We start from the raw sequence: 25,924 nt of genomic DNA, 5'->3' as shown, positions 1-25,924 counted from the left end.
GCCGGTCTCCGGATCAGCTCCGCCGCGGGACGCGGCGCAGGAAGTCCGGGTTCAGCTCGGACAGGCGGTTCACCCCGATCAGCGCCATGTCGCGGTTGAGCTCCTCCTTGAGGATCCGCATGGCATGCTCGACGCCCGCCGCCCCGCCGAGCGCCGCGCCGAACATGAACGGCCGGCCGAGCAGGACGAAATCGGCGCCGAGCGCCAGGGCCTTCATCACGTCGGTGCCGCGGCGGATGCCGCTGTCGACGATGATCTTCAGGTTGCCCTTCCGGGCGGCGATCTCGGGCAGCACGTCCAGGGGTGCGATGGCGTGGTCGAGCTGGCGGCCGCCATGGGTCGACAGGATCACGCCGTCTGCGCCGCAGTCCTTCGCGATTTCAACATCCTCGGGGGCCAGGAGCCCCTTCACGACGAGGTTGCCGGACCACTGCTTGCGGATCGCCTCCAGGTTCTTCCAGGAGAGCTGGTCTCGCGCGATGGTGTTGCGCACCGCGCCCTGCGACATCATCGGGGGGCCGCGCTCGGCCTCGGTGTTCTCGAAATGCGGGGCGCCGTGCTTCAGGAATGTCCGGGCGACGGTGCCCAGCAGCCAGCGCGGATGGGTCGCGCTCTGCCACGCGACCTTGGGCGTGACCTTGATCGGCATCGAGAAGCCGCTGCGGGTGTTGTGCTCGCGGTTGCCCAGCGTCGGGGTGTCGGCCGTCACCACGAAGGTGCGATAGCCGGTGGCCGCGACCCGGTCGAGCAGGCGGTCGATCCGGGTCTGGTCCCCCGGCAGGTAGCCCTGGAACCAGGCCTGCGGGTTCTGGGCGTACACGTCCTCCAGTTTGATCAGCGAGGAGGCGCTGAGGATCATCGGCAGGTTCATCCGCCGGGCCGCCTCGGCGAGAACGATGTCGCCGCGATAGGCGATGAACGCCGCCCCGCCGAGCGGCCCGACCCCGAAGGGGGCCGCGTAGGTGTGGCCGAACAGGTCTGTGACGGTGTCGCGGCCGGAGGTGTCGCGCATCAGCCGCGGCACGAGCGCATAATCAGCGTAGGCACCGCGGCTATGGGCGAGCGCCGCCCCGGTCTCGGCCCCGCCGGACACGTACTGGAAGATCATGTGCGGCAGCAGCCGCCGGGCGTGGCGCTCGAAATCATCGAGTGCCAGCAGGTCGCGGAACCGATAGGGCGTGACCGCGTCGCTGCGCTTGAGGCTGGTGACGAGGGCCTGCGGGCCGGCGATGCCGGGGGCCGCGGTATCGGCCTGCCCCACCGTGGGGGCCTCGCGCTCGGGAGCCCCCAGGCCGGAAGCCGGCTGGTCGAACGTCGCCATCCCCTCCTCCCTGGTTTTCAGCGGACCCGGATGTCTGCGGGCCGGCAGTCAATTTGAAAGCGCTTTCAGATAGCCAGCAACGTTCGGGAGTGTCAATATACTGCCGGTCCAGGCAACGCTTAGGCGCGGACGCGTACCGGGGGAGAGTCGAATTTCCGTGTTGGATGGGCCGGGTGAGATCCTCGAACCGCCGTCGCGCAGCCCGGTGGCGCGGGACGTGGCCCATCGCGCCGGGGTCTCGACCGCGACGGTCTCCCGGGTGCTCAACGGCTCGGCCGGGGTCCGGGCCGACAAGCGGGACGCCGTGATGCGCGCCGCGCAGGATCTCGGCTTCGTTGCCAACGGCGCCGCGCGGGCCCTCTCGACCCGCCGGTTCATGGCCGTCGGGGCCGTGGTCCCCAACATCGAGAACGAGGCGTTCGTGCGCGTCCTGTCGAGCTTCCAGGAGCGGCTCCGACAGGCCGACTACACCCTGGTCGCCGCCAATGCCGGCTACGACCTCGAGGACGAGCTGCGCGAGGCGACCTTCCTGCTGGAACGCGGCGTCGACGGGCTGATGCTGGTCGGCGACATCCACCACCCGGATCTCCATGCCCGCATCGCCCGGCACGGCATCCCGATGGTGCAGACCTTCAGCCTGTCGCGGGAGCGTCCCTGCGTCGGCTTCGACAACGCCGCTTCCGCGGCCCGGGCGGCGAACTACCTGATCGATCTGGGCCATCGCCGGATCGGGGTGATCTCCGGCCTGCGCAAGGACAACGACCGCGGCGGCGCCCGCGTCACCGGCATCGCGCAGGCGCTGGCGGCGCGCGGCCTGACGCTCGCCCCCGAGCACGACATCGAGATCTCCTATGGCATCGGGGGCGGCCGCGACGGCTTCCGCCAGATGCTGGCGGGCGGGCGTCCGCCCACCGCGATCATCTGCGGCACCGACCAGATCGCCTTCGGGGCGATGATCGAGGCCCGGGCAAGAGGGCTCGACGTACCCGACGACCTCTCGGTGATCGGCCACAACGATTCCGATTTCGCACCCTTCCTCGACCCGGCGCTGACCACCATCCGGATCCATTCCGCCGAGATCGGCCACGCTGCCGGGGACCACCTGATCGCCCGGATGCAGGGCCGCCCGATGGTGCGCCTGACCCAGATCGACGCCGAGCTGATCCTGCGCGCCAGCACGGCGCCGCCGCGCAAGCAGGACCTCGATTGAAGCGGATCAGCGATATCTTGCCACCGTTTTGAAATCGCTTACAACACCGTCATCGCCAAACGGACGCCCAACCGCGCCGCATCCCGGGAGACAACATGGCCCCGCGCATCGTCCTCCTGCACGCGACACCGGTCGCGATGGCTCCGATCCAGGCGGCCTTCACGGAGCGCTGGCCCGAGGCCGAGACGGTCAACCTGCTGGATGACGGCCTGTCCCTCGACCGGGCCAAGGAACCCGGCGAGATCTCGGAAGGGATGATCGACCGGTTCGTCCGGTTCGGGCGCTACGGTCACGACATGGACGCCGACGGCATCCTGATCACCTGCTCGGCCTTCGGACCGGCCATCGACCGGCTGATCGAGTCCGTGCCGGTGCCGGTGCTCAAGCCGAACGAGGCGATGTTCCGGGCGGCGATTGCGCAAGGCGAGCGCATCGGCATGCTGGCGACCTTCGGCCCCTCGATCGGCACCATGACCGATGAGTTCGAGGAATTCGTCGGCCAGGCCGGCCGGCCGGCGAGCCTGCGGACGATCCTGGTGGACGACGCCATGGTGCGCCTGCGCGCCGGCGACGCCGAGACCCACAACCGGCTGATCGCGGCCCGCGCTTCGGAACTGTCCGACTGCGACGCGATCATGCTGGCGCATTTCTCGACCTCCCGGGCGGCCGAGGCCGTGCGCGCGGTGGTCGATGTCCCGGTCCTGACGGCGCCCCACGCGGCGGTGGACCGGATGCGCGCGATGATCGAGACGGCTGGGAGGGCCTGATCCATGAAGCTCGGTACCTTTTCCGACCGCCTCAGTGGCCATTGCGGGTTCCTGTTCACGGAGCGGCCGCTGGCGGAGCGGTTCGCCGCCGCGGCCCGAGCCGGGTTCCGGGCGGTGGAGCACCCCAACCTGTTCGCGACCCCGGCCCGGGACGTTGCGGCCTGGCTCGATCGGGCCGGCGTGCCGCTGGTTCAGACCGGCTTTCCGGCCGGCGACGCCTCCAAGGGGGAGAAGGGCTTCGCGGCCCTGCCGGACAAGGTCGCGTATTTCCGCTCCACCATCGAGCCGACCCTGGACTATGTCGCGCAGCTCGGCTGCCGGATGGTCCACCCGATGGCGGGCGTCCGGCCGGCCGGCGCTGAGCCCGCGCGGCTGTGGGACACCTATCTCGACAACCTCGCCTTCGCGGCCGACGCCGCCAAGGCCCGCGGCATGACGGTGATCGTCGAGCCGATCGGCCCGGGCTCCATCGCCGATTACGTGATCGACGACCCGCTCAAGGCCGTGGATGCGATCCGTGCCGTGGGCCGGGACAACGTCAAGCTGCTGTTCGACGCCTATCACTGCGTCTGCCTCGGCCATGACCCGGCGGCGCTGATCCGGGCACACGCACCGCTGATCGCCCATGTCCAGATCGCCGACAATCCCGGCCGGCACGAGCCCGGCACCGGTACCATCGCGTTCGACCCGATCCTCGAAGCGCTGGAAGCCGTTGGCTATGCCGGCTTCATCGGCTGCGAATATCACCCGGCCGCGGGCACAGAGGCGGGCCTCGGCTGGATGCGCGCAGCCTCGGCGTAGGGCCGGTGGCCGTCAGAACCGCGCTGCGACGCCGCCCATGATGGTGCGCGGCTGGCCCGGGGTGGCGTAGCGGTTCTGGAAGGCGCTGTCGTAGTAGATCGCGTCGAACAGGTTGTCGACGTTGAGGTAGACCCGGACATCCGGCGTGATCTGATAATACGATATCAAGTTCACCACCGTGTAGGCGGGCATCGTGAACGTCGACACGGCCGTCCCGGCGACGCGCTGGCCGACCACGTTGAGCCCGCCCCCGAAGCCGAGCCCCTTCAGGGCGCCGCCCTGGACCTCGTAGACCGCCTGCATGGCAAAGCTGTTGGCAGGAATGTTGGCCAGTCGGGTCCCGACCGGGATCGTGTTGTCCCGCGCCACCGCCGCATCGACATAGGTGTAGGTGCCGATCACGCGCAGGCCCGGCGCCAGCTCGCCTGCCAGGGTGAGATCGAAGCCGCGGCTCTGCACCACGCCGGCGGCGACGTTGAAAGCGGAATCGACCGGGTCCGTGGTCGGGACGTTGGTGCGAAGGATGTCGAACACGGCCGCGGTGGCGTTGAGCCGCCCTTCGAGCAGGCCGACCTTCACGCCGGCCTCGTAGCCCTCGCCGCCCTCGAAGGCGAGGGGCTGGCCGCGCCGGTCGAAGCCGGTGCTGGGCTTGAACGAGCGCGCGTAGTTTCCGTAGACCGCGACCGCGTCGGACAGATCGTAGACCAAGCCGAAGCGCGGCAGCGCCTCCGTGCCGCGCAGGTTCGTCGTGCGGTTATTCAGATAGGACGTCGAGTCCTGTCCGACATCCTCGACCCGGACCCCCACCAGGGCGTGCAGCTGAGGGGTGACGTCGATCTGGTCCTGGACGTAGCCCGCGTAGCTCTCCGTGTGCTGCAGGAAGTTGGTGATGGTGGGCAGGCTGCGCGGCAGCGCCTGGCCATAGCGCGGCGCCAGCAGGTCGAGCAGGAACGGATAGGTTGCGGCGTTCGAGCGGTCGAAGATCTCCCGGTAGCGGTAGCGGTCGTATTCGAGGCCGAGCAGCAGCGTGTGGTGCAGGAAGCCGGTGTCGAACTTGCCGGCCAAGTTGACCTGCACATCGGTGTCGGACCACGTCAGGTCGCGCCGTTCCAGGTTCCGGCGCAGGTTGCGGCCGTCCGGCAGGAAGCCGTTGGCGGCCGCGCCGACGCCCCAGCTCTTCAGGGACCCGCCGAGCACCTGCGCGCCGGCCGTGAGCACCCAGTCCTGGTCGAACCGGTGCTCGATCCGCAGCTGGCCCAAGGCGTCCTGGACCACGCTCTGCGGCAGGCCGGGCTCGCCGAGGAAGCGGGAGCGCGGGACGTTGCGCAGTCGGCCCTGGAGGGGGACGATGCCGCGATCGAAGGTCGTGCCGGTGCTGACGAAGGCGCCTTCCAGGGTGATCGTCGTGTCCGCGCTGGGCTTCCAGGCAAGGACGGGGGCGACGTGGTAGCGGTCGCCGCTCACGAAATCGCGAAAACTGCCGTTGTCCTCCACCGCGCCGGTGATGCGGGCGAGCACCTGGCCGTTTTCGTCGAGCGCCCCGGTGGCGTCGAAGGTGCTGCGCTTGGCGCCGTAGCTGCCGTACTGCGTGCCGATCGCCAGCGATCGCTCGGCCAAGGGCTGCTTGGTGACGATGTTGAAGGTGCCGCCGGGATCGCCGCGTCCGTACAGGAAGGCCGACGGACCCTTGAGCACTTCGATCCGCTCGATCGCGACGATGTCCGGCGCGTTCGGGTAGCCCCGACTGATCGGGAATCCGTTGCGATAATAGTCGAACACGGAGAAGCCGCGGATCGTGACTTCGGTCAGGCCGAGGCCGCCGAAACTGTTGGCGCGGCCGACGCCGGCCAGGTCGAGGGCGGTGTCGATCCGCGTAGCGGCCGCGTCCTCCAGCACCTGCCGGGTTACCGGCACGACCGTCTGCGGGACGTCGCGCAGGGGCGTATCGGTGCGGGTGGCGCTGATCGTGGTCGCGGGGGCGTAGCCCTCCGGGGCCCGGGACGGACCGCCCTGACCGGTGACCGAGAGTTCTTCGAGTTGGACCTCGTGATTCGCCTCGAATGCAGGTTCTGCCTGAGCCCGATCCGAGCTCATCACAGCAGAGCAGCCGATGATGAGCGCCGACGCAGCGAACTTTGCGCCCCAACAAGAAGTAATCGGTCCGGATTGTTTGAAGTTTTTCACCACGTTCTCAAGCCAAGCTGCGTTCAGGCTGCCGGTATGGTTTCTGTGAACCAAAACGGTCAAGCTTGATCGCGGGCCTGTGCCCGGCGCAAAACTTGGAATGACTTTGAACTAGCCGTGGGATATCTTACGAGCGCTCAAAACTGCCCGCAGGCAGGGCCGGCGCGTTGCTGTCGCGCAACATCGCGGGCGGGCGGTTCGCGCGTGTCTTCGACACCGTGGTCTGGCTACGCAGCCCCGAACAGCCGCGCCCGGCGCTCCAGCACGGCCGGCCAGACTTCCGGGTTCACCAGGCGGGGCGGGGTCTCACCGCGCAGAAGGCCGATGATCTGCTCGGCGCCCCACGAGGCCACGTTCCGGCGCGCCTCGTGGGTGACGCCGGCGGTGTGGTAGGTCGCCACCACGGTGTCGAGCTGCAGCAGGCCGGAATCACGGGGCGGGGGCTCCGGTGCCCACACGTCGAGGCCGGCCCCCGCGAGATGGCCGGCCGTGAGGGCATCGGCCAAAGCCGCCTCGTCGTGAACGCCGCCCCGGGCCGTGGTGATGAACAGCGCGCCGGACTTCATGGCCGCGAAGGTCGTGGCGTCGAAGCTGTCCCGGGTCGTGTCGTCGAGCGGGCAATGCAGGGACACGATGTCGGACTCGGCGAGCAGCCGCGCGCGATCCACCGGCTCTGCGCCGCGCGCTCGGATCTCGTCGGCCGCGAGCAGCGGGTCGTAGGCCAGGACCCGCATGTCGAACCCGCGGGCGAGCTTTGCGACCTCCCGGCCGGTATGGCCGATGCCGACGAGCCCGAGGGTCGCGCCGCCGATCTCACGGCCCATCAGCGATTCCCGCGAGAAGCCCCGTTCCGTCCGCAGCAGCCGGTCCGAGACGCAGATCTTGCGCGAGACGGCGAGCATCAGGCCGATGGCAAGTTCCGCCACCGAGCGGGCATTGCCGCCGACCTGGTTGACCACGGCGACGCCCGCCCGGGTACAGGCGGCCGCGTCCACCGTGTCGAAGCCCGCCCCGCCGGACGACACCGCCAGCAGGTTCGGGCAGCCGGCCAGAAGGCCGTCGGTGACGTGCCAGCGGCGGGGCAGCTCGTCCCGTGCCGGGGAGACGTGGAAGACATGCGCCTGCGCCAGCAGGGCCTCGAGCGTTTCCGCCGGGCCCTGCAGGTCGCCGACCTGGAGGTCGATATCGGGCTCGGCCCTCAGCCGCGCATCGAAGACCGGGTTGATCCAGAGATTGAACCGGCAGACGCGCTTGAGGGCCGCCATCGGGTCAGCCCTTCACAACGGCGTCGATCGCATCGACCACGTGGTCGATGTTGTGGGTGTTGACCGCCGCCACGCAGATCCGGCCCGTCTCCAGGGCATAGACCTCGTGCTCGGTGCGCAGGCGGGTCGCCTCCTCGGGGCTCAGCCCGGTGTAGGAGAACATGCCCTTCTGCGTCTTGATCGCGTCGAAACCACGCTCGGGGTGGCGCTGCTGCAGGCTGTCGGCCATGCGCACCCGCATGGAACGGATCCGCTCACGCATCTCGGCCAGCTCCCGCTCCCAGTCGGCGCGCAGCTCCGGATCGGTCAGCACCATCTCGACGATGGCCGCGCCGTGGGTCACCGGGTTCGAGTAGCTCGCCCGCACAAGCCGCTTGGCCAGGGACTCGACCTTGGTCTTCAAAGCCGGGGTTTCGGCGACGATCGTCAGCGCGCCGACGCGCTCGCCGTAGAGCGAGAACGACTTCGAGAACGACGAGGCGACGAAGAACTCCTGGCCCGACTCGGCGAACAGGCGCACCGGTGCGGCGTCCGCATCGAGGCCGTCGCCGAAGCCCTGGTAAGCGATGTCGAGGAACGGGATCAGGCCGCGCTCCGCGAGCAAGGGTGCGAGGTCGCGCCACTCGTCGGGTGTCAGGTCGGCGCCGGTCGGGTTGTGGCAGCAGGCGTGCAGCACCACGATCGAGCCCTTGGGCAGCGTCTCGAGGTAGGCGCGCATCGCCGGGTAGTAGACGCCGCCGGTCTCGGCCGAGAAATACGGGTAGTCGACGACGGTGAAGCCGGCCTGCGTGAACAGCGCCTTGTGGTTTTCCCAGCTCGGGTTGCTCACCGCCACGGTGGCGCCGGGATTGAGCACCGCGAGCACGTCGGCGCCGGTCTTGAGGGCGCCGGTGCCGCCGATGCTCTGGAGCGTCGCGGTGCGGTTCTGCGTCAGGATCGGGGCGCCCGCACCGAACAGCAGGGCCTGGACCGCGTCGCGGAACGGCTTGGTCCCCTCGATCGGCCGGTAGGTCTTCGGCAGACCCTTCTCGATCCAGCGCTTCTCGGCGGTCTGCACGGCGCGCAGGCGCGGCACCTTGCCCTCGGCATCCGTGTAGACCCCGACCACAAGGTTGAGCTTTTTCGTGCTCGTGTCGGCGTTGAAAGCCTCGAACAGGCGCATGATCGGGTCGAGCGGCGCGTCCTGGATGCCGGCGAACAGCGAGGTCATGATCGTCAATCGTCCCAGAGGGTCTTCGATGCGGCGCGAGCGGGCGGATCTGTCCGAAGTCGCGGGTCGGCCGACGCCCTTATTTCCCACATCGCGCCTGCCCGCCAGCGCTTCCGCGCGCAGCTGCATCCCGATCCGCTCAAGGATGAATGGATTTTGAAACCGCAGGCCGCGAACGCGTTTGGGTTCGCCTCCTCTGTCCGCGAAAGCCCGTGGCCAGCTTGTCGGACCGGTGCACGGGCCCTGCGATGCACGCTTCCCGCCCGGCGCGACTGCCCATAACGTGTGGCGATGAAGCAGATCCTCGCCCCGATCGTCGCCGTTCTCCTGGCCGCGGCACCGGCCGCCGCTCAGGCCCCGGTGCGGATCGGCCTGTCGGCGCCGCTCACCGGGCCGGATGCCGCCTTCGGCCAGGGGCTGCGGCAGGGCGCCGAGCAGGCCGTCGCCGACCTGAACCGCGCCGGCGGCGGCCGGCCGAAATTCGCCCTGGTGCCGGCCGACGATACCGGCGATCCCAGGCAAGCCCTCGCCGCCGCGAAGAAATTCGCTGCCGACGGCGTGCGCTTCGTCGTCGGGCCACTCGAATCCGGGGCGGTCGCGGCGGCGGCCCCGGTCTACGAGGAGGCCGGCGCCGTGATGGTCGCGCCCGGCGCCACCTATACGCCCCTGACCGGCCGCGGGTTGTGGAACCTGTTCCGGCTCGGCCCGAGCGACGCGCAGCAGGGCCGAGCCGCGGGGAGCTATCTCGTCAAGGCGTTCGCCGGCCGGCGGGTCGCCATCGTCAACGATCGCTCGACCTACGGGCGCGGCCTCGCCGAGGCGGTGGCGGCGCGCCTGAAGGAGGCCGGCACCCCGGAGGTGCTGTTCGACGGCTTTCCCCGCGGCACCCGCGACCTCTCCGATCTGGTCGGACGGCTGAAGGCGGCCCGGGTCGAGGCGGTGTATTTCGGGGGGCTCGCCCCGGAGGCCGCCACCCTGGTTCGCGCCCTGCGCGAGGCGTCCATCGGTGCTTCGCTGGTCGCGGGCGACGGCATCCTCGATCCCGCGTTCGCGGCTGTCGCCGGTGCGGCCGGGGAGGGGACCGTGATGACCCTGCCGCCCGATTCCCCGCGCCTGCCCGAGCCGAAGGGCAGCAAGGCGCCGGCGCGCAGCCCCGAGGCCGAGAGCGTCGCGGCGTCGGGCTACGCGGCGGTGGAGGTGCTGGCGCAAGGCTTGGAGCGCGCCCGTGCGGCGGACCCGAAGGCCGGACGCGTTCCGGACGGCCGCAAGGTCGCCGAGGCCCTGCACGGCACCCAGCCGGCGCGCACGATCCTCGGGCCGGTCGGCTTCGACGAACGCGGCGACCGGATCACCGGACCGGTCACCCTGCGGGTCTGGCGGCGGACACCGGACGGGCGCCTGGACTACGCCGGCAACGACGTCTCCGGTCCGTGAGGGCGGGCCACTCGGGAGCGCGATCCGGGGACGTGCCGGACGCGGCATTCCGGAGATGCCCTCCGGTTTTTTCGAAAAGATGAGGCCAAATCAGCGTTTGCGCGCATCATCCGGGGCTCGATATCCAGTCCGAAGCGCACGGCGTGACTTGCCGCGGGATCGTACGACGACTAAATGCGGGCAGCGTCGCTGAGCAGGCGCGGACCGTCCGTCGGATCGGATCCGCGCCCTGTGGCGTTTCCCGAGCTTGATGACAGCCGTAGAAGTTTTGCCGGAACGCCTGCTGCCGGACGGTCCGACTGGAGAAGGTGCATGGCGAAAGAAGAATTGATGCAGTTCGACGGTCTCGTGATCGAGATCTTGCCGGACGCGCGCTACCGCGTACAGCTCGACCAGGGCCACGAGATCGTCGCCTACACGGCCGGCAAGATGAAGAAGAACCGCATCAAGACGCTGGCGGGTGATCGGGTCACGGTCGAGATGTCGCCCTACGATCTCGAGAAGGGCCGCCTCGTGTTTCGTCATAAGGACGAGCGCTCCGCGGGTCCGCGTCCGCAGGTGCGGGGCGGTCAGTTCCGCCGCCGCTGATGGCTGAGCGCGCGACCCGGGGTTCCTCGGTCGCGCCGGCCTATCTGCTCCTCACGCTCACGGCGCTGCTCTGGGCCGGGAATGCGGTCAGCAGCCGCTGGGCCCCCGGCCACGTCTCGCCTCAGGTGATCACGACGCTGCGCTGGGCGGTGGCCTGCACGGCGCTCGCGCCGTTCGCGGCCCGCAGGCTCGTCGCGGAATGGCCGCTCCTGCGGCCCCACTGGCTGCGCATCCTGCTGATGGGCGGCCTCGGCTACACAGCCTTCAATTGCCTGTTCTACACTGCCGGCGTCCATACCGGCGCGGTCAACCTGGCGCTGTTCCAGGGGGCGATCCCGGTCCTGGTGATCCTGCTCAACCGCGTGGCCTACCGGGTGCCGGTCACCGCCGGCCAGATGATCGGCGTGGTCCTGACGCTGATCGGCGCCGGCATCGCCGCGACCCAAGGTGACTGGTCGGTCCTGACGCGCCTCGATTTCAACCGGGGCGATGTCCTCGTGTTCGGCGCCTGCCTGCTCTACGCGGGCTACACGATCTTCCTGCCGACGCGTCCGAAGGTTACGGCGCTGGCGTTCTTCGCCGCCATGGCGATCGCCGCCTTCGTGACCTCGCTGCCGCCCCTCGCCGTCGAGTGGGCTACGGGGCACGCGGTCTGGCCCGGGCTGGCGGGCTGGGCGATGGTCGCCTTCGTTGGCCTGGGCCCATCGCTGATGGCGCAGCTGTTCTTTATGCGCGGGGTCGAACTGATCGGCCCGAACCGGGCCGGCCTGTTCGTCAACCTCGTGCCGATCTTCGGCGCGGGTCTCGCCGTCCTGCTGGTCGGCGAGCCGTTCGGGGCGACTCAAGCCGTCGCCCTGGCCCTGGTGCTCGGGGGGATCGCCTGTGCCGAGCGCCTGAAGCCGGCGCCGGCCGCAGGGGCGATCCCCGAAGCCGCCTATTCGCAGACGCGGACGCGCCGGATGTAGACGTCGCCGTAGGGGTCGATCGTGCGGCGGCGCTCGAAGTGGCAGACCGGACCGTAATCCTCTTCCACGTAGACAGGCGGCGGGGCGCGGTAGACCGGCCGGCCCGGATAGTAGCCATTGTTGGCCGACGACGCGATGGCGCCGCCGACTGCGAGGCCGCCGAGCACGCCGAGGGCCGCCGCGCCGCCGGCGCCGATCCCGTCACGGGCCTGGGCGGCCGGCGAGAGGGTGGCGAGGCTCCCGACGATGAGGCTCGTCGCGAGAAGGTACTTCATGACATTCCCCCTGATGGGTGCGATTCGGTCAGGCGTAGGCTGACTACCACACTTCAGCTTTGGGGCGTTTGTTCGGCCGCACATCACGACTTGACGTGGGGTGTTCCGACGCACCAAACCCGGATCGGACGCATCAAAACAACAACCGCGAGCGGAGGCCGGCATGGTGACACGGGGCTTCGTCGGGCGCAGGCAGCCGCCCGAGACGGGCGCGCGCATCCCGCCCGGCCAATATCTCACCGAGGATTTCCCGATCCTGCAGATCGGCCCCAACCCGACCGTGGATCCGGCCACCTGGCGGTTCACGCTGCGCGAGGGCTCGCGGCCGATCAAGACGTGGAGCTGGGAGGACTTCGAGGCTCTGCCCCGTACCACCTGGCAGGGGGACATTCACTGCGTCACCAAGTGGTCGAAGTTCGACACCGCCTGGGAGGGCGTGAGCTTCGACGACCTGCTGGCCGATGCCGGCATCGCGGCGCCGACCGGGTATCTCCTGGCCGAATCCTACGACGACTATACCACCAACGTGCCGGTGGCCGACCTCGTGAACGGCCGCGCCATGGTGGCGACGCGCTATGCCGGCCAGCCGATCCACCCAGATCACGGCGGCCCGGCGCGGCTGCTCGTGCCGCACCTCTATTTCTGGAAGAGCGCCAAGTGGGTGAAGGGCCTTCGCTTCACCCAGACCGACACCGCCGGCTTCTGGGAGCTGCGCGGCTATCACATGTACGGGGATCCCTGGCGTGAGCAGCGCTACACCGGTGACTAAGCCGATCGTCTTCCGCTGGCACCAGGCCGAGATCACCGCGATCGCGCCCGTCACCCCGCAGGTGAAGAGCTTTCGGCTGCGCTGTGACATCGCTCAGGCCTACCGGGCCGGCCAGCACGTCGATGTCCGCCTGACCGCCGAGGACGGCTACCAGGCCCAGCGCAGCTACTCGATCGCCTCGGCGCCCGACGGCAGCGGCACCCTCGAGCTGATGGTCGAGGCGCTGCCTGACGGCGAGGTCTCGGGCTGGTTCTCGGAGGCCGCCGAAGTCGGCGACCGGGTCGAGTTGCGCGGGCCGATCGGCGGCTCGTTCTCCTGGGACGGTCCGGACGGCGGCCCGCTGCTGCTGGGGGCCGGCGGATCCGGCGTGGTGCCACTGCTGGCGATGCTGCGCCGGCGTGCGCTGGTCGCTCCGCAGATCCCGGCGGCCCTGATCTACTCTGCCCACACCCGCGCGGGGGCGATCGCGCTGCCCGAGCTGGAGCGCCTTGCCGGCGACGGAACCGGATTCTCCCTGCACATCACCACCACCCGGGATGCCGGTGGCCGGCGGATCGACGCCGCCCTCGTGGCCGGCGCCCTGACGCGGCTCGGACGACCCGAAAAGGTCTTCCTCTGCGGTTCGAACCGATTCGTCGGCGCGGCCTCCGACTTGATCCTGGCGGCGGGCGTCCCTGCGGGCGTGATCCGGACCGAGCGGTTCGGGAGCTGATCAGGGGCTGAAGATCAGGACGAGGTAGACGAAGAACACAACGAGGTGCACGGCGCCCTCCAGGACCGTCGTTCGCAGGCCCGAGAAAGTCTGCGTGCTCAGGATCAGCGTGACCGCCAGCAGCGTCATCTCGGTCGGCTTGAGGCCGAGCACCACGGTCTGGCCAGTCAGCAGGCCGATCGTCAGGATCGCCGGCACCGTGAGGCCGACCGTCGAGGTCGCCGCGCCCAGGCACAGGTTGATCGCTCGCTGCAACTCGTTGCGGGCGATGGCCTTCAGCGCCGAGATCGCCTCCGGGGTGAACACGATGGCGGCGATCAGCACGCCGCCGAGCGCGGAGGGCGCACCGAGCGCCGCGATGCCGTGGTCGAGGATCACCGCGAGACTTTTGGCCAGCAGCACGATCGGAACGACGTTGGCGAGCAGCAGGACGACGTGCTTCGCGATCGCGCCGCGCGAGGTCGAGCCCGAGGTGGACCCGCTGTCCGCCTCCTCTTCCGCATCCTGGAAGAAATCGCTGTGCCGGCTGGTCTGGATCAGCAGGAACACCCCGTAGAGCGCCAGCGTGAACACCGAGAAGGTCACGGCCTGCAGGGTGGTCAGGGTGCCGTCGGCGGTCGAGCTGGTGAAGTTCGGGATGATCAGCGCGACAGTCGTCAGCGGGATGATCACCGACAGGAAGGCCGAGGCCCCCTGCAGGTTGTAGCTCTGCTGGTGGTGGCGCAGGCCGCCCATCAGCAGCCCGAGGCCGACCACGCCGTTCAGGACGATCATCAGCACGGCGAACATCGTGTCGCGGCCGAGCGTCGGCGCATCCTTGGCCGAGAGCATCACGGCGGAGATCAGCGCCACCTCGATGATCACGATCGACAGCGTCAGCACCAGGGTGCCGAGCGGCTCGCCGAGGCGATGCGCCAGCTCCTCGGCCTCGTGCACCACCCCAAAGGCCGCCCAGACGATGACCGCGAGCAGCCAGGCGAACAGGCCGCCCGCGAACCAGGGCTGCGACAGGTCCCCGAGCCAGGCCTTCCCGAACCACGCGAAGGCGAGAACCGTCGCCCACGCCACAGCCAGCCGCAGGGCTCCCGTCATGATCTTGGTGGTCCCCGGCCGGATCGTTTTGGTGGTGTCGCGCAAGGTGTTAGACTACCTCATAGGCGATTCCTGTGACGTGACCAGCGGTGGCGTCGAGATAGGGGAACGCGATGCGCATGTCCGTGACAGATGCCAACGCGCAGCTCACGGAACTCGTCCGGCGCGCGGAGACCGGCGACGCGGTGATCCTGACTCGCCATGGCCGGCCGGTCGTCCGCATGGTGGCCGTGGAGCCGAAGCCAGATCGGACGGTGCGCCGGGCGCTCATCGAGGCGATTCAGGTCGCCGCTTCCGCATAGCTCACCCCTGGCCCGCGCGCCGCCCGCAGCCAGGATTTCCTCTACGACCCGGACGGCCTGCCCGGATGATCGCGAATGACACCTCCGCGCTCATGGCGATCCTCCAGAACGAGCCGGAGGCGGAGCGTTGCATCGCCCTCATCGAGCGCGAGAACAGGCTCGTGATGTCGGCGGCGACGGTCGCCGAAGCGTTGATCGTGTCGGAGCGCCGGAACATCGGCGACGAGATGGGCCGCCTGATCCACGGGCTCGCCATCGAGATTGTGTCGGTCACCGCAGCCTCGGCCGGACGCGTCGCGGCATGCTATCGGCGCTGGGGCAAGGGCCTGCATCCGCCCGGTCTGAACTTCGGAGATTACTTCACCTACGATGTCGCCAAGGAACACGGCTGCCCACCGCTGTATGTCGGTGCGGATTTCAGCCGGACCGACATCACCGCACCGGTCTGCTGACGCGCAACCGGCCCATGCCGTGGTGGGAGTGGTCATCGGGCCCCGTAGGCGCTACCTTGTCGGGACCCGAATAAAGTCCGGTGCCTGATTCCTCCGCCGCGCGATGGCGCGCTGCCGGGCGCGGCGCGGCCGTTGAGAGTTTCCGAAACTTGCCCTTCCCGACCCTGCCCGCCCCCCTCGCGCGGGCCCTGTCCGAGCGCGGCTACGCCGATCCCACCCCGGTCCAGGCCGCGGTGCTGGAAGCGGCGGCCGGCGCCCGCGACCTCCTCGTCTCCGCCCAGACCGGCTCCGGCAAGACCGTGGCCTACGGTCTCGCCATGGCCGACATGCTCTTCGGCCGAGGGGCGGATGAGGAGGCCGGCGCGTCCGAGATGCTGCCGCCCGCGGGCGCGCCGCTCGCCCTGGTGATCGCCCCGACGCGCGAATTGGCGCTCCAGGTCCAGCGCGAGCTGCTTTGGCTCTACGCCCCGGCCGGCGGTCGCGTCACCGCCTGCGTCGGCGGCATGGATCCCCGCCGTGAGGCCCGGATGATGGCCGACGGCACCCATATCGTGGTCGGCACCCCGGGCCGGCTGCGCGACCACCTCGAGCGCCGCAACCTCGACCCGACCAACCTGCGCGCCGTCGTGCTCGACGAGGCCGACGAGATGCTCGACCTCGGCTTCCGCGAGGATATCGAGTTCATCCTCTCGGCCACCCCGCCGGAGCGCGCGACCTACCTGTTCTCCGCGACCCTGCCGAAAGCGATCGAGGCCCTGGCCGAGCGCTACCAGCGCAATGCCCTGCGGCTGGCGATCAAGGGCGAGAGCAAGGGCCACGCCGACATCGCCTACCGGGCGGTGCGGATCATGCCGCGCGAGACCGAGCACGTGGTGCTCAACCTCCTGCGCGAGGCGGACGCGCCGACCGCGATCGTGTTCTGCAACACCCGCAACGCGGTGCGCCATCTCCAGGCGAGCCTCACCGAGCGCGGCTTCTCGGTGGTCGCGCTCTCGGGCGAACTCGGCCAGGGCGAGCGCAACGCCGCCCTCCAGGCCCTGCGCGACGGCCGCGCCCGGGTCTGCGTCGCCACCGACGTGGCGGCCCGCGGTATCGATCTGCCGTCGCTGAGCCTCGTGATCCACGCCGACCTGCCGCACGACGCCGAGGTGCTGCAGCACCGCAGCGGGCGCACCGGCCGGGCCGGGCGCAAGGGCACCTCGGTGCTGCTGATCCCGAACTCCCGCCGCCGCCGCGCCGAGCAGATGTTCGCCACCGCCAAGGTCAGCCCGGAATGGTCGGGGCCGCCCTCGGCCGACGACATTCGCAAGCTCGACGGCGAGCGCATGCTGTCCGACCCGCTCTTCTCCGAGCCGCCGGCCGAGGAGGATGTCGCGCTCGCCGGCGCCCTGCTCGCCGGCAAGACGCCGGAGGAACTCGCCGCCCTGCTGGCGCGGGTCTACCGCACCCGCCTGCCGGCGCCCGAAGAGGTCAGCGATCCCGGCGAGGGCCGTGCGCCGCGCGGCGTCAGCGAGCGCCCGCCCTACGACCCGATGAACCCCGAGCAGATCGCCGCCCTGGGTCCGGCGGTGTGGTTCCGGCTCAATCTCGGCCGGCGCGACAACGCCGACCCGCGCAGGCTGCTTCCGATGCTGACCCGCCGCGGCGGTATTGGCCGCCAGGAGATCGGCGCGATCCGGATCTTCGACCGGGAGACCAAGTTCGAGATCCGCGGCAACGCCGCCGCGCGCTTCGCGGAGGCGTTCGCCCGCAACGGCTCGCCGGAGATTCAGGTCGAGGCCTTGGCTGGGGATGCCGGCCCGGCCGAGCGCAAGACCAGCCCGAGTGGCCCGAAGGGGTTTGCCAGCCCGCGCGCCGGCAAGCACCAGCGCCAGGCCGAGCGGTCCGGTCCCCGGCCCGATCACAAGCCGGGCCGGAACACCGGCCGGAGCTGATCCTGTCGAAATCCTGAACGGGGGCGACGCTGCGCCCCCGGACGGCCTTGGAGCGCCGCCCCGAACGCCACCCGCCCCGCGATCCGCAAAGACGATGCGGATCGCGGGGCGGGCGTATCGATCCGGTCCGGTACCGGGCTTGAGGCGCTAGAACACCTTCTTCATCGCATCGCCGAGTGCGTCGACGCTCTCCTTCAGCTTCCGGCCGGCAGGCGCCAGGGACGGAAGCTTGATGCCGAGCACCTCGGTCTCCTCGTCGGCCGGCTCGGCCTGCGCGACGGTCGCGGCGCCGGGCTTGATCGCATCGGCGGTCTTCTTCGCCACGGGTGGCTTGCTCACGGCCACCGCCTTGCGGGCAGGCTTCTCGGGTGAGGCCGGAATTGGCGTCGCCGCAACCGGCTTCGGCGCGGGCGTCGCGGCGGGTACGACCGCATCGCGGGCCCGGACGGTCTCGGACGCCCGCGGCTGCTGCAGCGCGGCGGTGCGGGTCGGCGGTAGAGGCACGACCTGCCGGGCGGCGGTGATCGGCGCGACCGGCGTCGGCGTCGGGATCCGCTTGGTCGGCGCCTCAGGCGCGGCGACGCTCTTCACGGGCGGTGGGGCGCTCGGTGTGCTTCTGGCCGGCACGGACATGGGCGGGCTCGCGACGACCGGCGCGGGCGCCAAGGCCTCCGGCAGGACGGCCATGCGCAGAGCCGGCTTCTCGGGCTCAGCCGGCTTCGGGGCGTTGGGAGCGGTGGAAGCCATTCCGGCCACGGCCGGAAGACCGTCCTTCAATTCGGGCCAGTCCGCAGCCCGGCTCGGCGGTCCCAGCTTAACGGGTGTCGGGGCTGCGAGCCCTGCCATCAGGGTCGAGGCGGCGACCCCGAAGCCCGCCAGCGCGCTCACGCCGACCAGCCCGGCTAGGACCAGTCGCAGGCTGGGCTTGCGTCCGGGACGGAGCGCCGGCGACCGATGCGGCCGGGTGTCGGACGGGTCCAGGGCGAGGTCCATCATGGTCCGGGGTCTCTGACACGGTGCACGACGCGCGCGACCGGGCCCCCCACGACCGGCCGCCGTTCTCCATCAATTTGGAGATGGGTCGACTCTGCCGTCGATAGAGAAACCGCAATACGGCGCAAAGATGTCGCGCCGTATTGGGTGCCCGGCCAATCGAGGCTCGGCTATCCACAAAATAAGCTGAAGCCGCTTAAGAATCCGTAGTCGCTTCCATTGCCCCGGTTCGGCTTCGACGGCGGCGATGCGCCACCCATCCGCGGGGCCGGTCCGTCATCGTCCGATGTGACCCGCGGGTCCGGGCGGCAGAGGCTTCGCCGCCGGGTCAGCGCGAGCGCGGCTCCCGAAGGCGGCCGCTGACGTCAGGGGAAAAGACGATGCGAATCAAAAAGCTAGCGCATCGTACCGGTTCCGGTCATCGGGACGATGCGCTATGCGTCTCGCCGTGGATACGACACCGACCCAGCCTCCCATCTCGGCGGCACCGCCCGACAGGCGTCGTGCCGGCTTCTGGTCCTGGACCGACTGGTCGACCCGGGCCCGGCTGGTCGCGGTCGTTCTGTTCATCGACGCGCTGGCTGCCCTGATCTCCTGCGGGGTGATCGTGCTCAACGCGCGCAACGCGGTGCGGGTCGAGACCCGCGCCTCGCTGGCCACGGTCGAGTCCCTGGTCGCCGACACGATCCGCCTGTCCGACACCGCCTCTCCGGACACGCTGCTGCAGACCCTGGACCTCCGCTTCAAGGTCCTGCGCCACGTCCGGGTCGCGGTCCTGGAAGCGGACGGCGACCAGGTCGGCAAACCGATGCCGCCGCACCGGTCCGAGCGCGAGGCGCCCCATTGGTTCGCCGACCTGATCATGCCGCCGATCGAGCGCCACACCCTGCCGATCGTGGCGAATGGACAGACCCTCGGAACCGCGCAGATCACCACCCAGCCGATGGACGAGATCGACGAGATCTGGGGTTATGCCCGGGCGCTCTCGATGACCACCTTGGCCATCAATGCCGCGATGCTGATCGCGCTCTACCTGGCCCTCGGGCGCATCCTGGCGCCGCTGCAGCGGCTGGGTGCCGGCCTGACGAAGCTGGAGCATCACGATTACACCGCGCGCTTGGAGCCCCCCGGCGCCCGGGAGCTGGCGGTGATCGCCGAGCGGTTCAACAAGGTCGCCGCCGCGCTGAGCGAGGTCCGCGCCGCCAACGGCCGGCTCAACCGGCAATTGCTCACCGCGCAGGACGACGAGCGCCGCCGCACCGCGCTCGAACTGCACGACGAGTTCGGCCCCTGCCTGTTCGCCCTTGAGGCCAACGCCGCGTCGATCGCCCGGATCGCCTCGGGCGCGGCCGAGCCCAATCGTGAAAAGCTCGCCACCCGGGCGGCCGAGATCAGCGCCATCGTCGGGCAGGTCCAGACCGTCAACCGGGAATTGCTGAACCGCCTGCGCCCGCACGGGCTCGGGCAGGCGCCGCTCGCCACCTGCCTCGACCTGATGCTGCGCGGCTTCGGTCAGCGCCATCCCGCCACCGTCTTCGTCGGCCGGTTCGACAGCCTCGCCCGCTGCTATGGCGACCTCGTGGACCTCACGGTGTTCCGCTGCGTGCAGGAGAGTGCGACCAATGCCGTGCGGCACGGCGCCGCCACCCGGGTCGAGGCCGAGGCCGTGGAAGCGGACGGCCAATTGCGCGTCACGATCCGCGACGACGGGACGGGAATCCCGCTCGAACACCGCACCGGGCTCGGTCTGTCGGGGATGCGCGAGCGAGTCGAGGCGTTGGATGGTACCTTCGCCCTTGACAATGCCGGCCCCGGAGCAATCGTCAAGATCACGATCCCCGTTCCGCCGGAGCGGGTCGACGAGAACAACAACGCGCCGAGCGCATGAACGCCATCGCCTCCCAGATCGACGCCGCCGCCACACGCTTACCGGTCCTCGTGATCGACGATCATCCGATCGTCCTGCAGGGCTGTCGCCGGGTCCTCGAGGATTCCGGGGTCGAGACCATCGCGGAGGCGACCACGGTGGTCGGCGGCTACCGGATCTTCCACCGGCTGCGGCCGCCGGTGGTGATCTGCGACCTGACCTTCCAGGGCAGCGGCATGGCCGGGCTCGGCCTGATCCGCCGTATCCGCGCGGTCGCCCCGGAGACGCGCATCCTGGTGTTCAGCATGCACAACGATCCGGTGATCGTGGCGCGGGCGCTCGAGGCCGGCGCGTTGGGCTACGTGCTGAAGGACCACGCTTCGGCGGAGCTGTTCGAGGCGTTCGGCAAGGTCAGGGTCGGCGAGGTCTACCTCGACCGCCGGCTCGCCACCGAGGTCGCCATGCTGAGGGCCGACGCGCGCCGGACGCCGGAATCCCAGCTCACGCCCCGCGAGCAGCAGATCCTGGCGCGGCTGGCGCAGGGCCGCTCTTACGGCGCCATCGCGGCCGACCTGTCGGTGAGCTATAAGACCGTCACCAACGCCTGCTCGCAGATGCGCCAGAAGCTCGGCGTCCGGACGCTGGCCGAGCTGATCCACGTGGCCGTCACGCACGCCCAGCGGCAGGGCTGACGCCCAAACAGAAACCGGGCAGGAGTTGCCTGCAGGAGCTGCCTTTTGACCGACGGTGACACCGGCCCGAACGCGTTCTCCCGCGACGCGTGGGCGCGCAACGCGGCGGCCTACGAGACGATCCGTTCGATGCCGTTCAACGCCGAGCTCGCCGCCGGCACGCTGCGGCAGGATCGCTTCCGCCACTACATCGTGCAGGACGCGCATTACCTGATCGGCTTCGGCCGTGCGCTGAGCCTCGCCGCCGCGAAGGCGCCGGACCCGGACGGGATCGTGCAATTCTCGCGCGCCGCGCAGGACGCCATCGTAGTGGAGCGCGCGCTCCACGGCGGTTTCTTCCGGGATTACGCGATCGGCCCTGAGACCTTCGCGGCGACCGCGCTGACGCCGGCCTGCCACCACTACGTCTCGTACCTGCTCGCCGCGGCCTATGCCGAGCCGTTCGAGGTCCTCTGCGCGGCCCTGCTGCCGTGCTTCTGGATCTACAAGGCGGTGGGCGACGACATCCTCGCCCGCGCCGCCGCCGACAACCCGTACCAGTCCTGGATCGACACCTACGCGGGCGACGAGTTCGCCGCTTCCGTGGCCGGGATGATCGCCGCCACCGACCGGGCCGCCGAGCAGGCGTCGCCGGTGGTGCGCGTGCGGATGCACGAGGCCTTCACGCAGGCCACCCGGCTCGAGTGGCTATTCTGGGACAGCGCCTATCGGGATGCGGCGTGGCCATTGTGACGATCCCGGGCCGGGCGTGACGCCACCGGACCTCAGTCGCCGGGCGATCCTGGCGGCGACGGCCGCCGCGGCCGCGTTCGGGCCCGTCCGGACCGGAGCCGCCGACGCGCCGGGTCCGATGGCCCAGGATCGCCCGGTCCGGATCGCCATGATCCTTTACCCGGGCATGACCGCCCTCGACGTGGTCGGCCCCCAGGCGCTGCTCGCCGGCCTCGCCCCCAACAGCCTGCACTGCGTGGCGCAATCCGCGGGGCCGGTCGCCAGCGACACGGGCTTGAGCCTGGTCGCGACCCACTCGTTCGAGACCTGCCCGCCCGATCTCGACGTCCTGCTGGTCCCAGGCGGTGACGGCACCCCCGGGCAGATGTGCGACGCGGCCCTGCTGGGCTTCCTGCGGGCACGCGCCCCCGGTACGGCCTGGGTGACGAGCGTCTGTACCGGCTCGCTGATCCTCGGGGCGGCCGGCCTGCTCAGGGGCTACCGCGCCACCTCGCACTGGTGCGTACGCGACGCGGTGCTGCCGCTGCTCGGCGCCGTGCCGGTGGCCGAGCGGGTGGTGTTCGACCGCAACCGGGTCACCGCGTCCGGCGTCTCGGCCGGGCTCGATCTCGGGCTGGCACTCGCCGCCCGCCTGCGCGGACCCGACTATGCCCGCACTGCCCAGCTGGTCGCCGAATATGCCCCGGAGCCGCCGTTCCGGGCCGGGACGCCTGCTCAGGCCGGTCCTACGATCGTCCGGGCGGCGGACGCGATCCTCGCCCCGTTGGTGGCGGGGTCGATCCGGGCGGCCCGGGGGGACTGAACGCCCGAAAGCGATGCAGCCGCGCCACGCTTCGCGCCGACGTTGTGCGGCGTCCTTGACGGGGCGCCCTGCGAACCGAACTGTGCCGTCAGGAACCGCCGGAGCCGCCATGTCCCTGATCGCACGCCTGCGCGCCTACGCGACCGAGGCTCTCGGGGTCGGCGCCTCCGAGCCGGTGGACGACACGCATCTGGCCGCGACCGCGCTGCTCGTACATGTGGCCCGGGTCGACGGGATCCTGGCGCCCGCCGAGAGCGACCGCCTGTCCCGGATCGTGCAGGGCCGCTACGCCGACGGGCCGGACGCGGCCCGGGCGCTGATCGAGCGCGCCGCGGCGATCGATGCCGAGACGCGCGACGTGGCGAGCCTCGTCGAGATGATCCCGCACGAGGCCAACACCACGGAGCGCCAGGAATTGCTGACCATGGCGTGGTCGGTGGCCGCCGCGGACGGCATCGTGGACGAGTTCGAGGAGGCGCTGGTCGAGCGCCTCGGCCGGTTGCTCGGCTTCGATGAGGCGGCGGTCACCGCGGCCCGGCGGACCGGGCAGCAGGGCGTCGGCGCCGTCTGACCGCGCGGGCCGGCCGATGATCGCCAGCCTCGCGCTGATCCTCCTCGCCCAGCTCGTCGGCGAGGTCCTGGCCCGGGGCGCCGGGGTGCCGGTGCCGGGTCCGGTGATCGGCATGGGGCTGATGTTCGCCTTCCTGCTGCTGCGCGACAGCCGCCTCGGCCTGCCCCGGATCCTGCCGCAGCCGCTGACCAACGGCACCCTCGAATCGACGGCGCGGGGGCTCCTGATGAACCTGTCGCTGATGTTCGTTCCGGCCGGCGTCGGCGTGGTCGGGCGGCTCGACCTGCTGCGGGCCCAGGGGCTCAAGCTCGCGATCGTGCTGGTGATCTCGACCGCCCTGTCGCTGCTGGTGACCGTGCTGGTGTTCCGCGCGGTCGCGTCCCGGGTCGAGCGGCGGCGACCGGACGGCGAGGCCTGAGCGGTGGCCGGCGATTTCTCGCTCTGGGTCTACCTCGCCGGCACGCCGCTGCTGTGGCTGACCGTGACGCTGACCTCCTACGTCCTGGCCGACCGGCTCGCCGCCGCCACCGGGCGCCACCCGATCGCCAACCCCGTGCTGATCACGGTGGTGCTGGTCGGCAGCGTCCTGGCGGTGACCGGCACGCCCTATCCGACCTACTTCGAGGGCGCCCAGTTCGTGCACTTCCTGCTCGGACCCGCCACGGTGGTGCTGGCGATGCCGCTCTACGAGCGCCGTGCCACGGTCCTGCGCGCCCTCGTGCCGATGCTGGCCGCCTTGGTGGCCGGCGCCGCCACGACCCTCGCGGTCGTGATCGCGCTGGCGCGCCTGCTCGACATCCCGCAACCGATCCTGATCTCGCTGGCGCCGAAATCCGTGACCTCGGGGGTGGCCATGGGCATCGCCGAAGCGCTGGGCGGCGACCCGACGCTGACCGCGATCCTGGTGATCCTCACCGGCATCATCGGTGCGATCCTGGTGACGCCGCTGATGAACGTCCTGCGGATCCGGGACATGCGCGCCCGGGGCTTTGCGGCGGGACTCGCCGCCCACGGCATCGGCACCGCCCGGGCCTTCCAGGTGAGCGAGACGGCCGGCACTTTCGCGGGCATCGCCATGGGACTCAACGCGTTCCTGACCGCGATCCTCGCGCCCCTGGCGCTGCACCTGCTGTTCTGAGCGTCAGCCGTCGAGCTGCCCGACGACCGCCTCCGCGAGCGACAGGCTCGACGTCAGGCCCGGGCTCTCGATCCCGAACAGGTGTACGATCCCGGGCAGCCCGTGCTCGGCCGGCCCATCGATCCGGAAGTCGGCCGCGGGCTCGCCGGGGCCGGTGAGCTTCGGGCGCAGGCCGGCATAGTCCGGGTACAGCACCCCGTCCGGCAGGCCCGGCCAGTAACGGCGGATCGCACCATAGAAGCTGTCCGCCCGCCGCGGATCCACCCGGTAGTCGACCGTGTCCACCCATTCCACGTCGGGACCGAACCGGGTGCGGCCGGCCAGATCGAGGGTGAGGTGGATGCCCAGCCCGCCGTCGATCCGCGGCGCCGGATAGATCAGTCGCGAGAACGCCGGCTTGCCGGTGCACCCGAAGTAATTGCCCCGCGCCAGGCGCAGCACCGGCACCCGGTCGGCCGGGTAGCCCTCCGTGCCCGAAGCGAGCACCGGAGCCCCGAAGCTTGCGGCATTGATGACCGCGTCGAAGGCCATCTCGCCCGGCTCGCTGCCCCCGAACGCCGCGTGCCACTGGCCGTCCCGCCGGGACAGGCGCTCCACCGGCGTACGCAGGGCGAGGACGCCGCCGTGATCCTCGATGACGCCGAGCAGTGCCAGCATCAGCGCGTGGCTGTCGACGATGCCGGTCCGGGGCGCATGCAGCGCCAGGGTGCAGGCGAGCGCCGGCTCCAGCCGCCTCGCGGCTGCGGCGTCGAGAAGCTCCAGACCGGGGACGCCGTTCTCCTCGCCCTGCTTGCGGATCGCCGCGATCGCCTCGGCCTCCGCGGCGTCGGCCGCGACGATCAACTTGCCGCAGGCGCGATGCGGCACTCTGTGACTCGCGCAGAAGTTGTACAACCGTTCGGCACCGTCGACGCAGTGGCGGGCGCGCGCGGAACCGGCAGGATAATACATGCCGCCATGGATCACCTCGGAACTACGGGCCGAGACTCCAGTCCCGAAGGCATCCTCCGCTTCCGCCAGGATGACGGAGTGCCCGCGGATCGCGAAGGCCTGCCCCACGGCAAGTCCGACGACGCCGGCGCCAACGACAAGAACCTGCATCCGCAACCCTCTCGGCTGTCGCCCCGACCAAGCCGGTGAGTCCTCAATACCGCACCCAAGCGCGGATGAGGGCCCGCATCTTGATTCGGCGTTGACCCTAATTATCAATTCTAAGTAGAAACAGCGCCGCAATAGACACGCGCAGTGGTTGTAAGCGCGGTGAGTGGGCGCATAATGCAATGACGCGCTGCCCCAGGGCAGACCGGATTTCGTCCCCGGCGGCCATCTCGGGCACCCGGCAGTACAGCACCTCTAGCGACCCGACAAAGCCGCATCTTCGGACAGGAAACCTTAGGAGATGACCATGCTGACGACCTCCCCGAGCGTCGAACTCGCTGCCAAGATCCTCAGCGCTTACGTGACCAAGAACAATGTGCCGGCCGGCGCTCTCCCAAGCCTCCTGTCCGAAGTCCATCGTTCGATCACTGCCCTCGACGTTCCGATGGAGCAGCCGGTCAAGCGGCCGACCGAGGCGCAGATCCGGGCCTCGATCCGGCCCGACACCATCATGAGCTTCGAGGACGGCAAGTCCTACAAGGCCCTGCGCCGGCACCTGACCCTGCGCGGCCTCACCCCCGAGGCCTACAAGGCGAAATGGGGCCTGCCGGTGGATTACCCGCTGGTCTCCGCGGCCTACAGCGCCCGGCGTTCAAAGATCTCGCGTGAGATCGGCCTCGGTCAGAAGCTGCGGATGCAGCAGGCGGCCGAGTAGTAGCGGCCCCTCACCGAATGTCGGGGCCGGCCGTA

The 25,924-nt window shown here is 70.4% G+C and carries 26 protein-coding genes and 1 pseudogene; 19 read left to right on the top strand and 8 right to left on the bottom strand.

Annotated elements, in window-relative coordinates; genetic code table 11:
* Window positions 1-13: 13 nt before the first annotated feature.
* The gene (locus tag ACYQPG_RS26670) at window positions 14-1,321 is read right to left on the bottom strand and encodes an alpha-hydroxy acid oxidase (protein ID WP_461232076.1); all 1,308 of its coding nucleotides are present in this window, start codon (window positions 1,319-1,321) and stop codon (window positions 14-16) included.
* A 157-nt stretch (window positions 1,322-1,478) separates the two neighbouring features.
* Here ACYQPG_RS26670 and ACYQPG_RS26665 point away from each other — a divergent pair, with 157 nt between their 5' ends.
* The 3 genes from ACYQPG_RS26665 (at window position 1,479) to ACYQPG_RS26655 (ending at window position 4,099) form a co-directional block, all read left to right on the top strand.
* Window positions 1,479-2,531: a LacI family DNA-binding transcriptional regulator gene (locus tag ACYQPG_RS26665; protein WP_419830659.1), complete on the top strand. Its 1,053-nt coding sequence runs from the start codon at window positions 1,479-1,481 to the stop codon at window positions 2,529-2,531.
* A gap of 95 nt (window positions 2,532-2,626) precedes the next feature.
* A complete protein-coding gene (locus ACYQPG_RS26660) occupies window positions 2,627-3,298 on the top strand; it encodes an aspartate/glutamate racemase family protein (protein WP_419830658.1) in 672 nt (223 codons plus the stop codon).
* A gap of 3 nt (window positions 3,299-3,301) precedes the next feature.
* On the top strand, window positions 3,302-4,099 hold the full coding sequence (locus tag ACYQPG_RS26655; protein ID WP_147908730.1) for a hydroxypyruvate isomerase family protein: 798 nt from the start codon (window positions 3,302-3,304) through the stop codon (window positions 4,097-4,099).
* A 12-nt stretch (window positions 4,100-4,111) separates the two neighbouring features.
* Here the strand turns inward: ACYQPG_RS26655 and ACYQPG_RS26650 are convergent, their stop codons facing one another.
* The 3 genes from ACYQPG_RS26650 to ACYQPG_RS26640 all read right to left on the bottom strand — a co-directional run bounded on the left by ACYQPG_RS26650 (window position 4,112) and on the right by ACYQPG_RS26640 (window position 8,758).
* Window positions 4,112-6,193, bottom strand: coding sequence for a TonB-dependent siderophore receptor (locus ACYQPG_RS26650; RefSeq protein WP_419830657.1), 2,082 nt, complete (start codon window positions 6,191-6,193; stop codon window positions 4,112-4,114).
* A gap of 317 nt (window positions 6,194-6,510) precedes the next feature.
* Window positions 6,511-7,548 carry a hydroxyacid dehydrogenase gene (locus ACYQPG_RS26645; RefSeq protein WP_419830656.1) on the bottom strand — a complete coding sequence of 346 codons (1,038 nt, stop codon included), beginning with the start codon at window positions 7,546-7,548 and terminating at the stop codon, window positions 6,511-6,513.
* A 4-nt stretch (window positions 7,549-7,552) separates the two neighbouring features.
* Window positions 7,553-8,758, bottom strand: a complete 1,206-nt coding sequence (locus ACYQPG_RS26640; protein ID WP_419830655.1) for an amino acid aminotransferase — start codon at window positions 8,756-8,758, stop codon at window positions 7,553-7,555.
* A gap of 291 nt (window positions 8,759-9,049) precedes the next feature.
* Here ACYQPG_RS26640 and ACYQPG_RS26635 point away from each other — a divergent pair, with 291 nt between their 5' ends.
* The 3 genes from ACYQPG_RS26635 (at window position 9,050) to ACYQPG_RS26625 (ending at window position 11,745) form a co-directional block, all read left to right on the top strand.
* Window positions 9,050-10,192 (top strand): branched-chain amino acid ABC transporter substrate-binding protein, encoded by a 1,143-nt coding sequence (locus tag ACYQPG_RS26635; RefSeq protein WP_419830654.1) that lies wholly within the window; start codon window positions 9,050-9,052, stop codon window positions 10,190-10,192.
* A gap of 312 nt (window positions 10,193-10,504) precedes the next feature.
* The gene (gene infA / locus ACYQPG_RS26630; protein ID WP_007561169.1) at window positions 10,505-10,780 is read left to right on the top strand and encodes a translation initiation factor IF-1; all 276 of its coding nucleotides are present in this window, start codon (window positions 10,505-10,507) and stop codon (window positions 10,778-10,780) included.
* Window positions 10,780-11,745, top strand: a complete 966-nt coding sequence (locus ACYQPG_RS26625) for a DMT family transporter (protein ID WP_461232075.1) — start codon at window positions 10,780-10,782, stop codon at window positions 11,743-11,745. The genes infA and ACYQPG_RS26625 overlap by 1 nt, the downstream gene beginning before the upstream one ends.
* Here ACYQPG_RS26625 and ACYQPG_RS26620 read toward each other — a convergent pair.
* Complete coding sequence (locus tag ACYQPG_RS26620) at window positions 11,715-12,020, bottom strand: hypothetical protein (protein ID WP_147896884.1); 306 nt, start codon at window positions 12,018-12,020, stop codon at window positions 11,715-11,717. The two genes, ACYQPG_RS26625 and ACYQPG_RS26620, sit on opposite strands and share 31 nt — an antisense overlap.
* A 163-nt stretch (window positions 12,021-12,183) precedes the next feature.
* On the opposite strand from ACYQPG_RS26620, the gene ACYQPG_RS26615 reads away from it, so the two are divergent.
* Window positions 12,184-12,789, top strand: coding sequence for a sulfite oxidase-like oxidoreductase (locus ACYQPG_RS26615; RefSeq protein WP_419830652.1), 606 nt, complete (start codon window positions 12,184-12,186; stop codon window positions 12,787-12,789).
* Window positions 12,764-13,501 (top strand): FAD-binding oxidoreductase, encoded by a 738-nt coding sequence (locus ACYQPG_RS26610; RefSeq protein ID WP_461232074.1) that lies wholly within the window; start codon window positions 12,764-12,766, stop codon window positions 13,499-13,501. Before ACYQPG_RS26615 ends, ACYQPG_RS26610 begins: the two co-directional genes overlap by 26 nt.
* Here the strand turns inward: ACYQPG_RS26610 and ACYQPG_RS26605 are convergent, their stop codons facing one another.
* Window positions 13,502-14,593 (bottom strand): calcium:cation antiporter, encoded by a 1,092-nt coding sequence (locus ACYQPG_RS26605; protein ID WP_419831090.1) that lies wholly within the window; start codon window positions 14,591-14,593, stop codon window positions 13,502-13,504.
* A 113-nt stretch (window positions 14,594-14,706) separates the two neighbouring features.
* On the opposite strand from ACYQPG_RS26605, the pseudogene ACYQPG_RS26600 reads away from it, so the two are divergent.
* From ACYQPG_RS26600 to ACYQPG_RS26590, 3 genes and pseudogenes are all read left to right on the top strand, one after another.
* A pseudogene (locus ACYQPG_RS26600) lies at window positions 14,707-14,964 on the top strand (type II toxin-antitoxin system Phd/YefM family antitoxin).
* Entirely contained in the window at window positions 14,961-15,347 is a 387-nt protein-coding gene (locus ACYQPG_RS26595; protein WP_461232073.1) for a type II toxin-antitoxin system VapC family toxin, read from the top strand. The pseudogene ACYQPG_RS26600 and the gene ACYQPG_RS26595 overlap by 4 nt, the downstream one beginning before the upstream one ends.
* A gap of 149 nt (window positions 15,348-15,496) precedes the next feature.
* The gene (locus tag ACYQPG_RS26590) at window positions 15,497-17,281 is read left to right on the top strand and encodes a DEAD/DEAH box helicase (protein WP_147957844.1); all 1,785 of its coding nucleotides are present in this window, start codon (window positions 15,497-15,499) and stop codon (window positions 17,279-17,281) included.
* 147 nt (window positions 17,282-17,428) lie between these two features.
* On the opposite strand, the gene ACYQPG_RS26585 is transcribed toward ACYQPG_RS26590, so the two are convergent.
* The gene (locus ACYQPG_RS26585) at window positions 17,429-18,277 is read right to left on the bottom strand and encodes a hypothetical protein (protein ID WP_419830649.1); all 849 of its coding nucleotides are present in this window, start codon (window positions 18,275-18,277) and stop codon (window positions 17,429-17,431) included.
* A 433-nt stretch (window positions 18,278-18,710) separates the two neighbouring features.
* On the opposite strand from ACYQPG_RS26585, the gene ACYQPG_RS26580 reads away from it, so the two are divergent.
* From ACYQPG_RS26580 to ACYQPG_RS26550, 7 genes are all read left to right on the top strand, one after another.
* Complete coding sequence (locus tag ACYQPG_RS26580) at window positions 18,711-20,162, top strand: ATP-binding protein (RefSeq protein WP_461232072.1); 1,452 nt, start codon at window positions 18,711-18,713, stop codon at window positions 20,160-20,162.
* On the top strand, window positions 20,159-20,833 hold the full coding sequence (locus ACYQPG_RS26575; RefSeq protein WP_007561188.1) for a response regulator: 675 nt from the start codon (window positions 20,159-20,161) through the stop codon (window positions 20,831-20,833). The genes ACYQPG_RS26580 and ACYQPG_RS26575 overlap by 4 nt, the downstream gene beginning before the upstream one ends.
* A 45-nt stretch (window positions 20,834-20,878) precedes the next feature.
* Window positions 20,879-21,565, top strand: a complete 687-nt coding sequence (gene tenA / locus ACYQPG_RS26570; protein ID WP_246692555.1) for a thiaminase II — start codon at window positions 20,879-20,881, stop codon at window positions 21,563-21,565.
* Window positions 21,566-21,581: 16 nt separating this feature from the next.
* The gene (locus tag ACYQPG_RS26565) at window positions 21,582-22,367 is read left to right on the top strand and encodes a DJ-1/PfpI family protein (protein WP_419830647.1); all 786 of its coding nucleotides are present in this window, start codon (window positions 21,582-21,584) and stop codon (window positions 22,365-22,367) included.
* Window positions 22,368-22,476: 109 nt separating this feature from the next.
* Window positions 22,477-22,938 carry a tellurite resistance TerB family protein gene (locus tag ACYQPG_RS26560; RefSeq protein WP_147906776.1) on the top strand — a complete coding sequence of 154 codons (462 nt, stop codon included), beginning with the start codon at window positions 22,477-22,479 and terminating at the stop codon, window positions 22,936-22,938.
* 16 nt (window positions 22,939-22,954) lie between these two features.
* Window positions 22,955-23,356, top strand: a complete 402-nt coding sequence (locus tag ACYQPG_RS26555; protein ID WP_461232071.1) for a CidA/LrgA family protein — start codon at window positions 22,955-22,957, stop codon at window positions 23,354-23,356.
* Between the two features lie 3 nt (window positions 23,357-23,359).
* Window positions 23,360-24,076 carry an LrgB family protein gene (locus ACYQPG_RS26550; RefSeq protein ID WP_147906778.1) on the top strand — a complete coding sequence of 239 codons (717 nt, stop codon included), beginning with the start codon at window positions 23,360-23,362 and terminating at the stop codon, window positions 24,074-24,076.
* Between the two features lie 3 nt (window positions 24,077-24,079).
* Here the strand turns inward: ACYQPG_RS26550 and ACYQPG_RS26545 are convergent, their stop codons facing one another.
* Entirely contained in the window at window positions 24,080-25,177 is a 1,098-nt protein-coding gene (locus tag ACYQPG_RS26545; protein ID WP_461232070.1) for an NAD(P)/FAD-dependent oxidoreductase, read from the bottom strand.
* Between the two features lie 304 nt (window positions 25,178-25,481).
* On the opposite strand from ACYQPG_RS26545, the gene ACYQPG_RS26540 reads away from it, so the two are divergent.
* Window positions 25,482-25,889, top strand: coding sequence for a Ros/MucR family transcriptional regulator (locus tag ACYQPG_RS26540; RefSeq protein ID WP_147906780.1), 408 nt, complete (start codon window positions 25,482-25,484; stop codon window positions 25,887-25,889).
* Window positions 25,890-25,924 lie beyond the last annotated feature (35 nt).

This window comes from Methylobacterium sp. CM6246 (assembly GCF_054818005.1).
The sequence above is the reverse complement of the archived record's forward strand: the minus strand, read 5'-3'. Positions and strand labels throughout refer to the sequence as shown.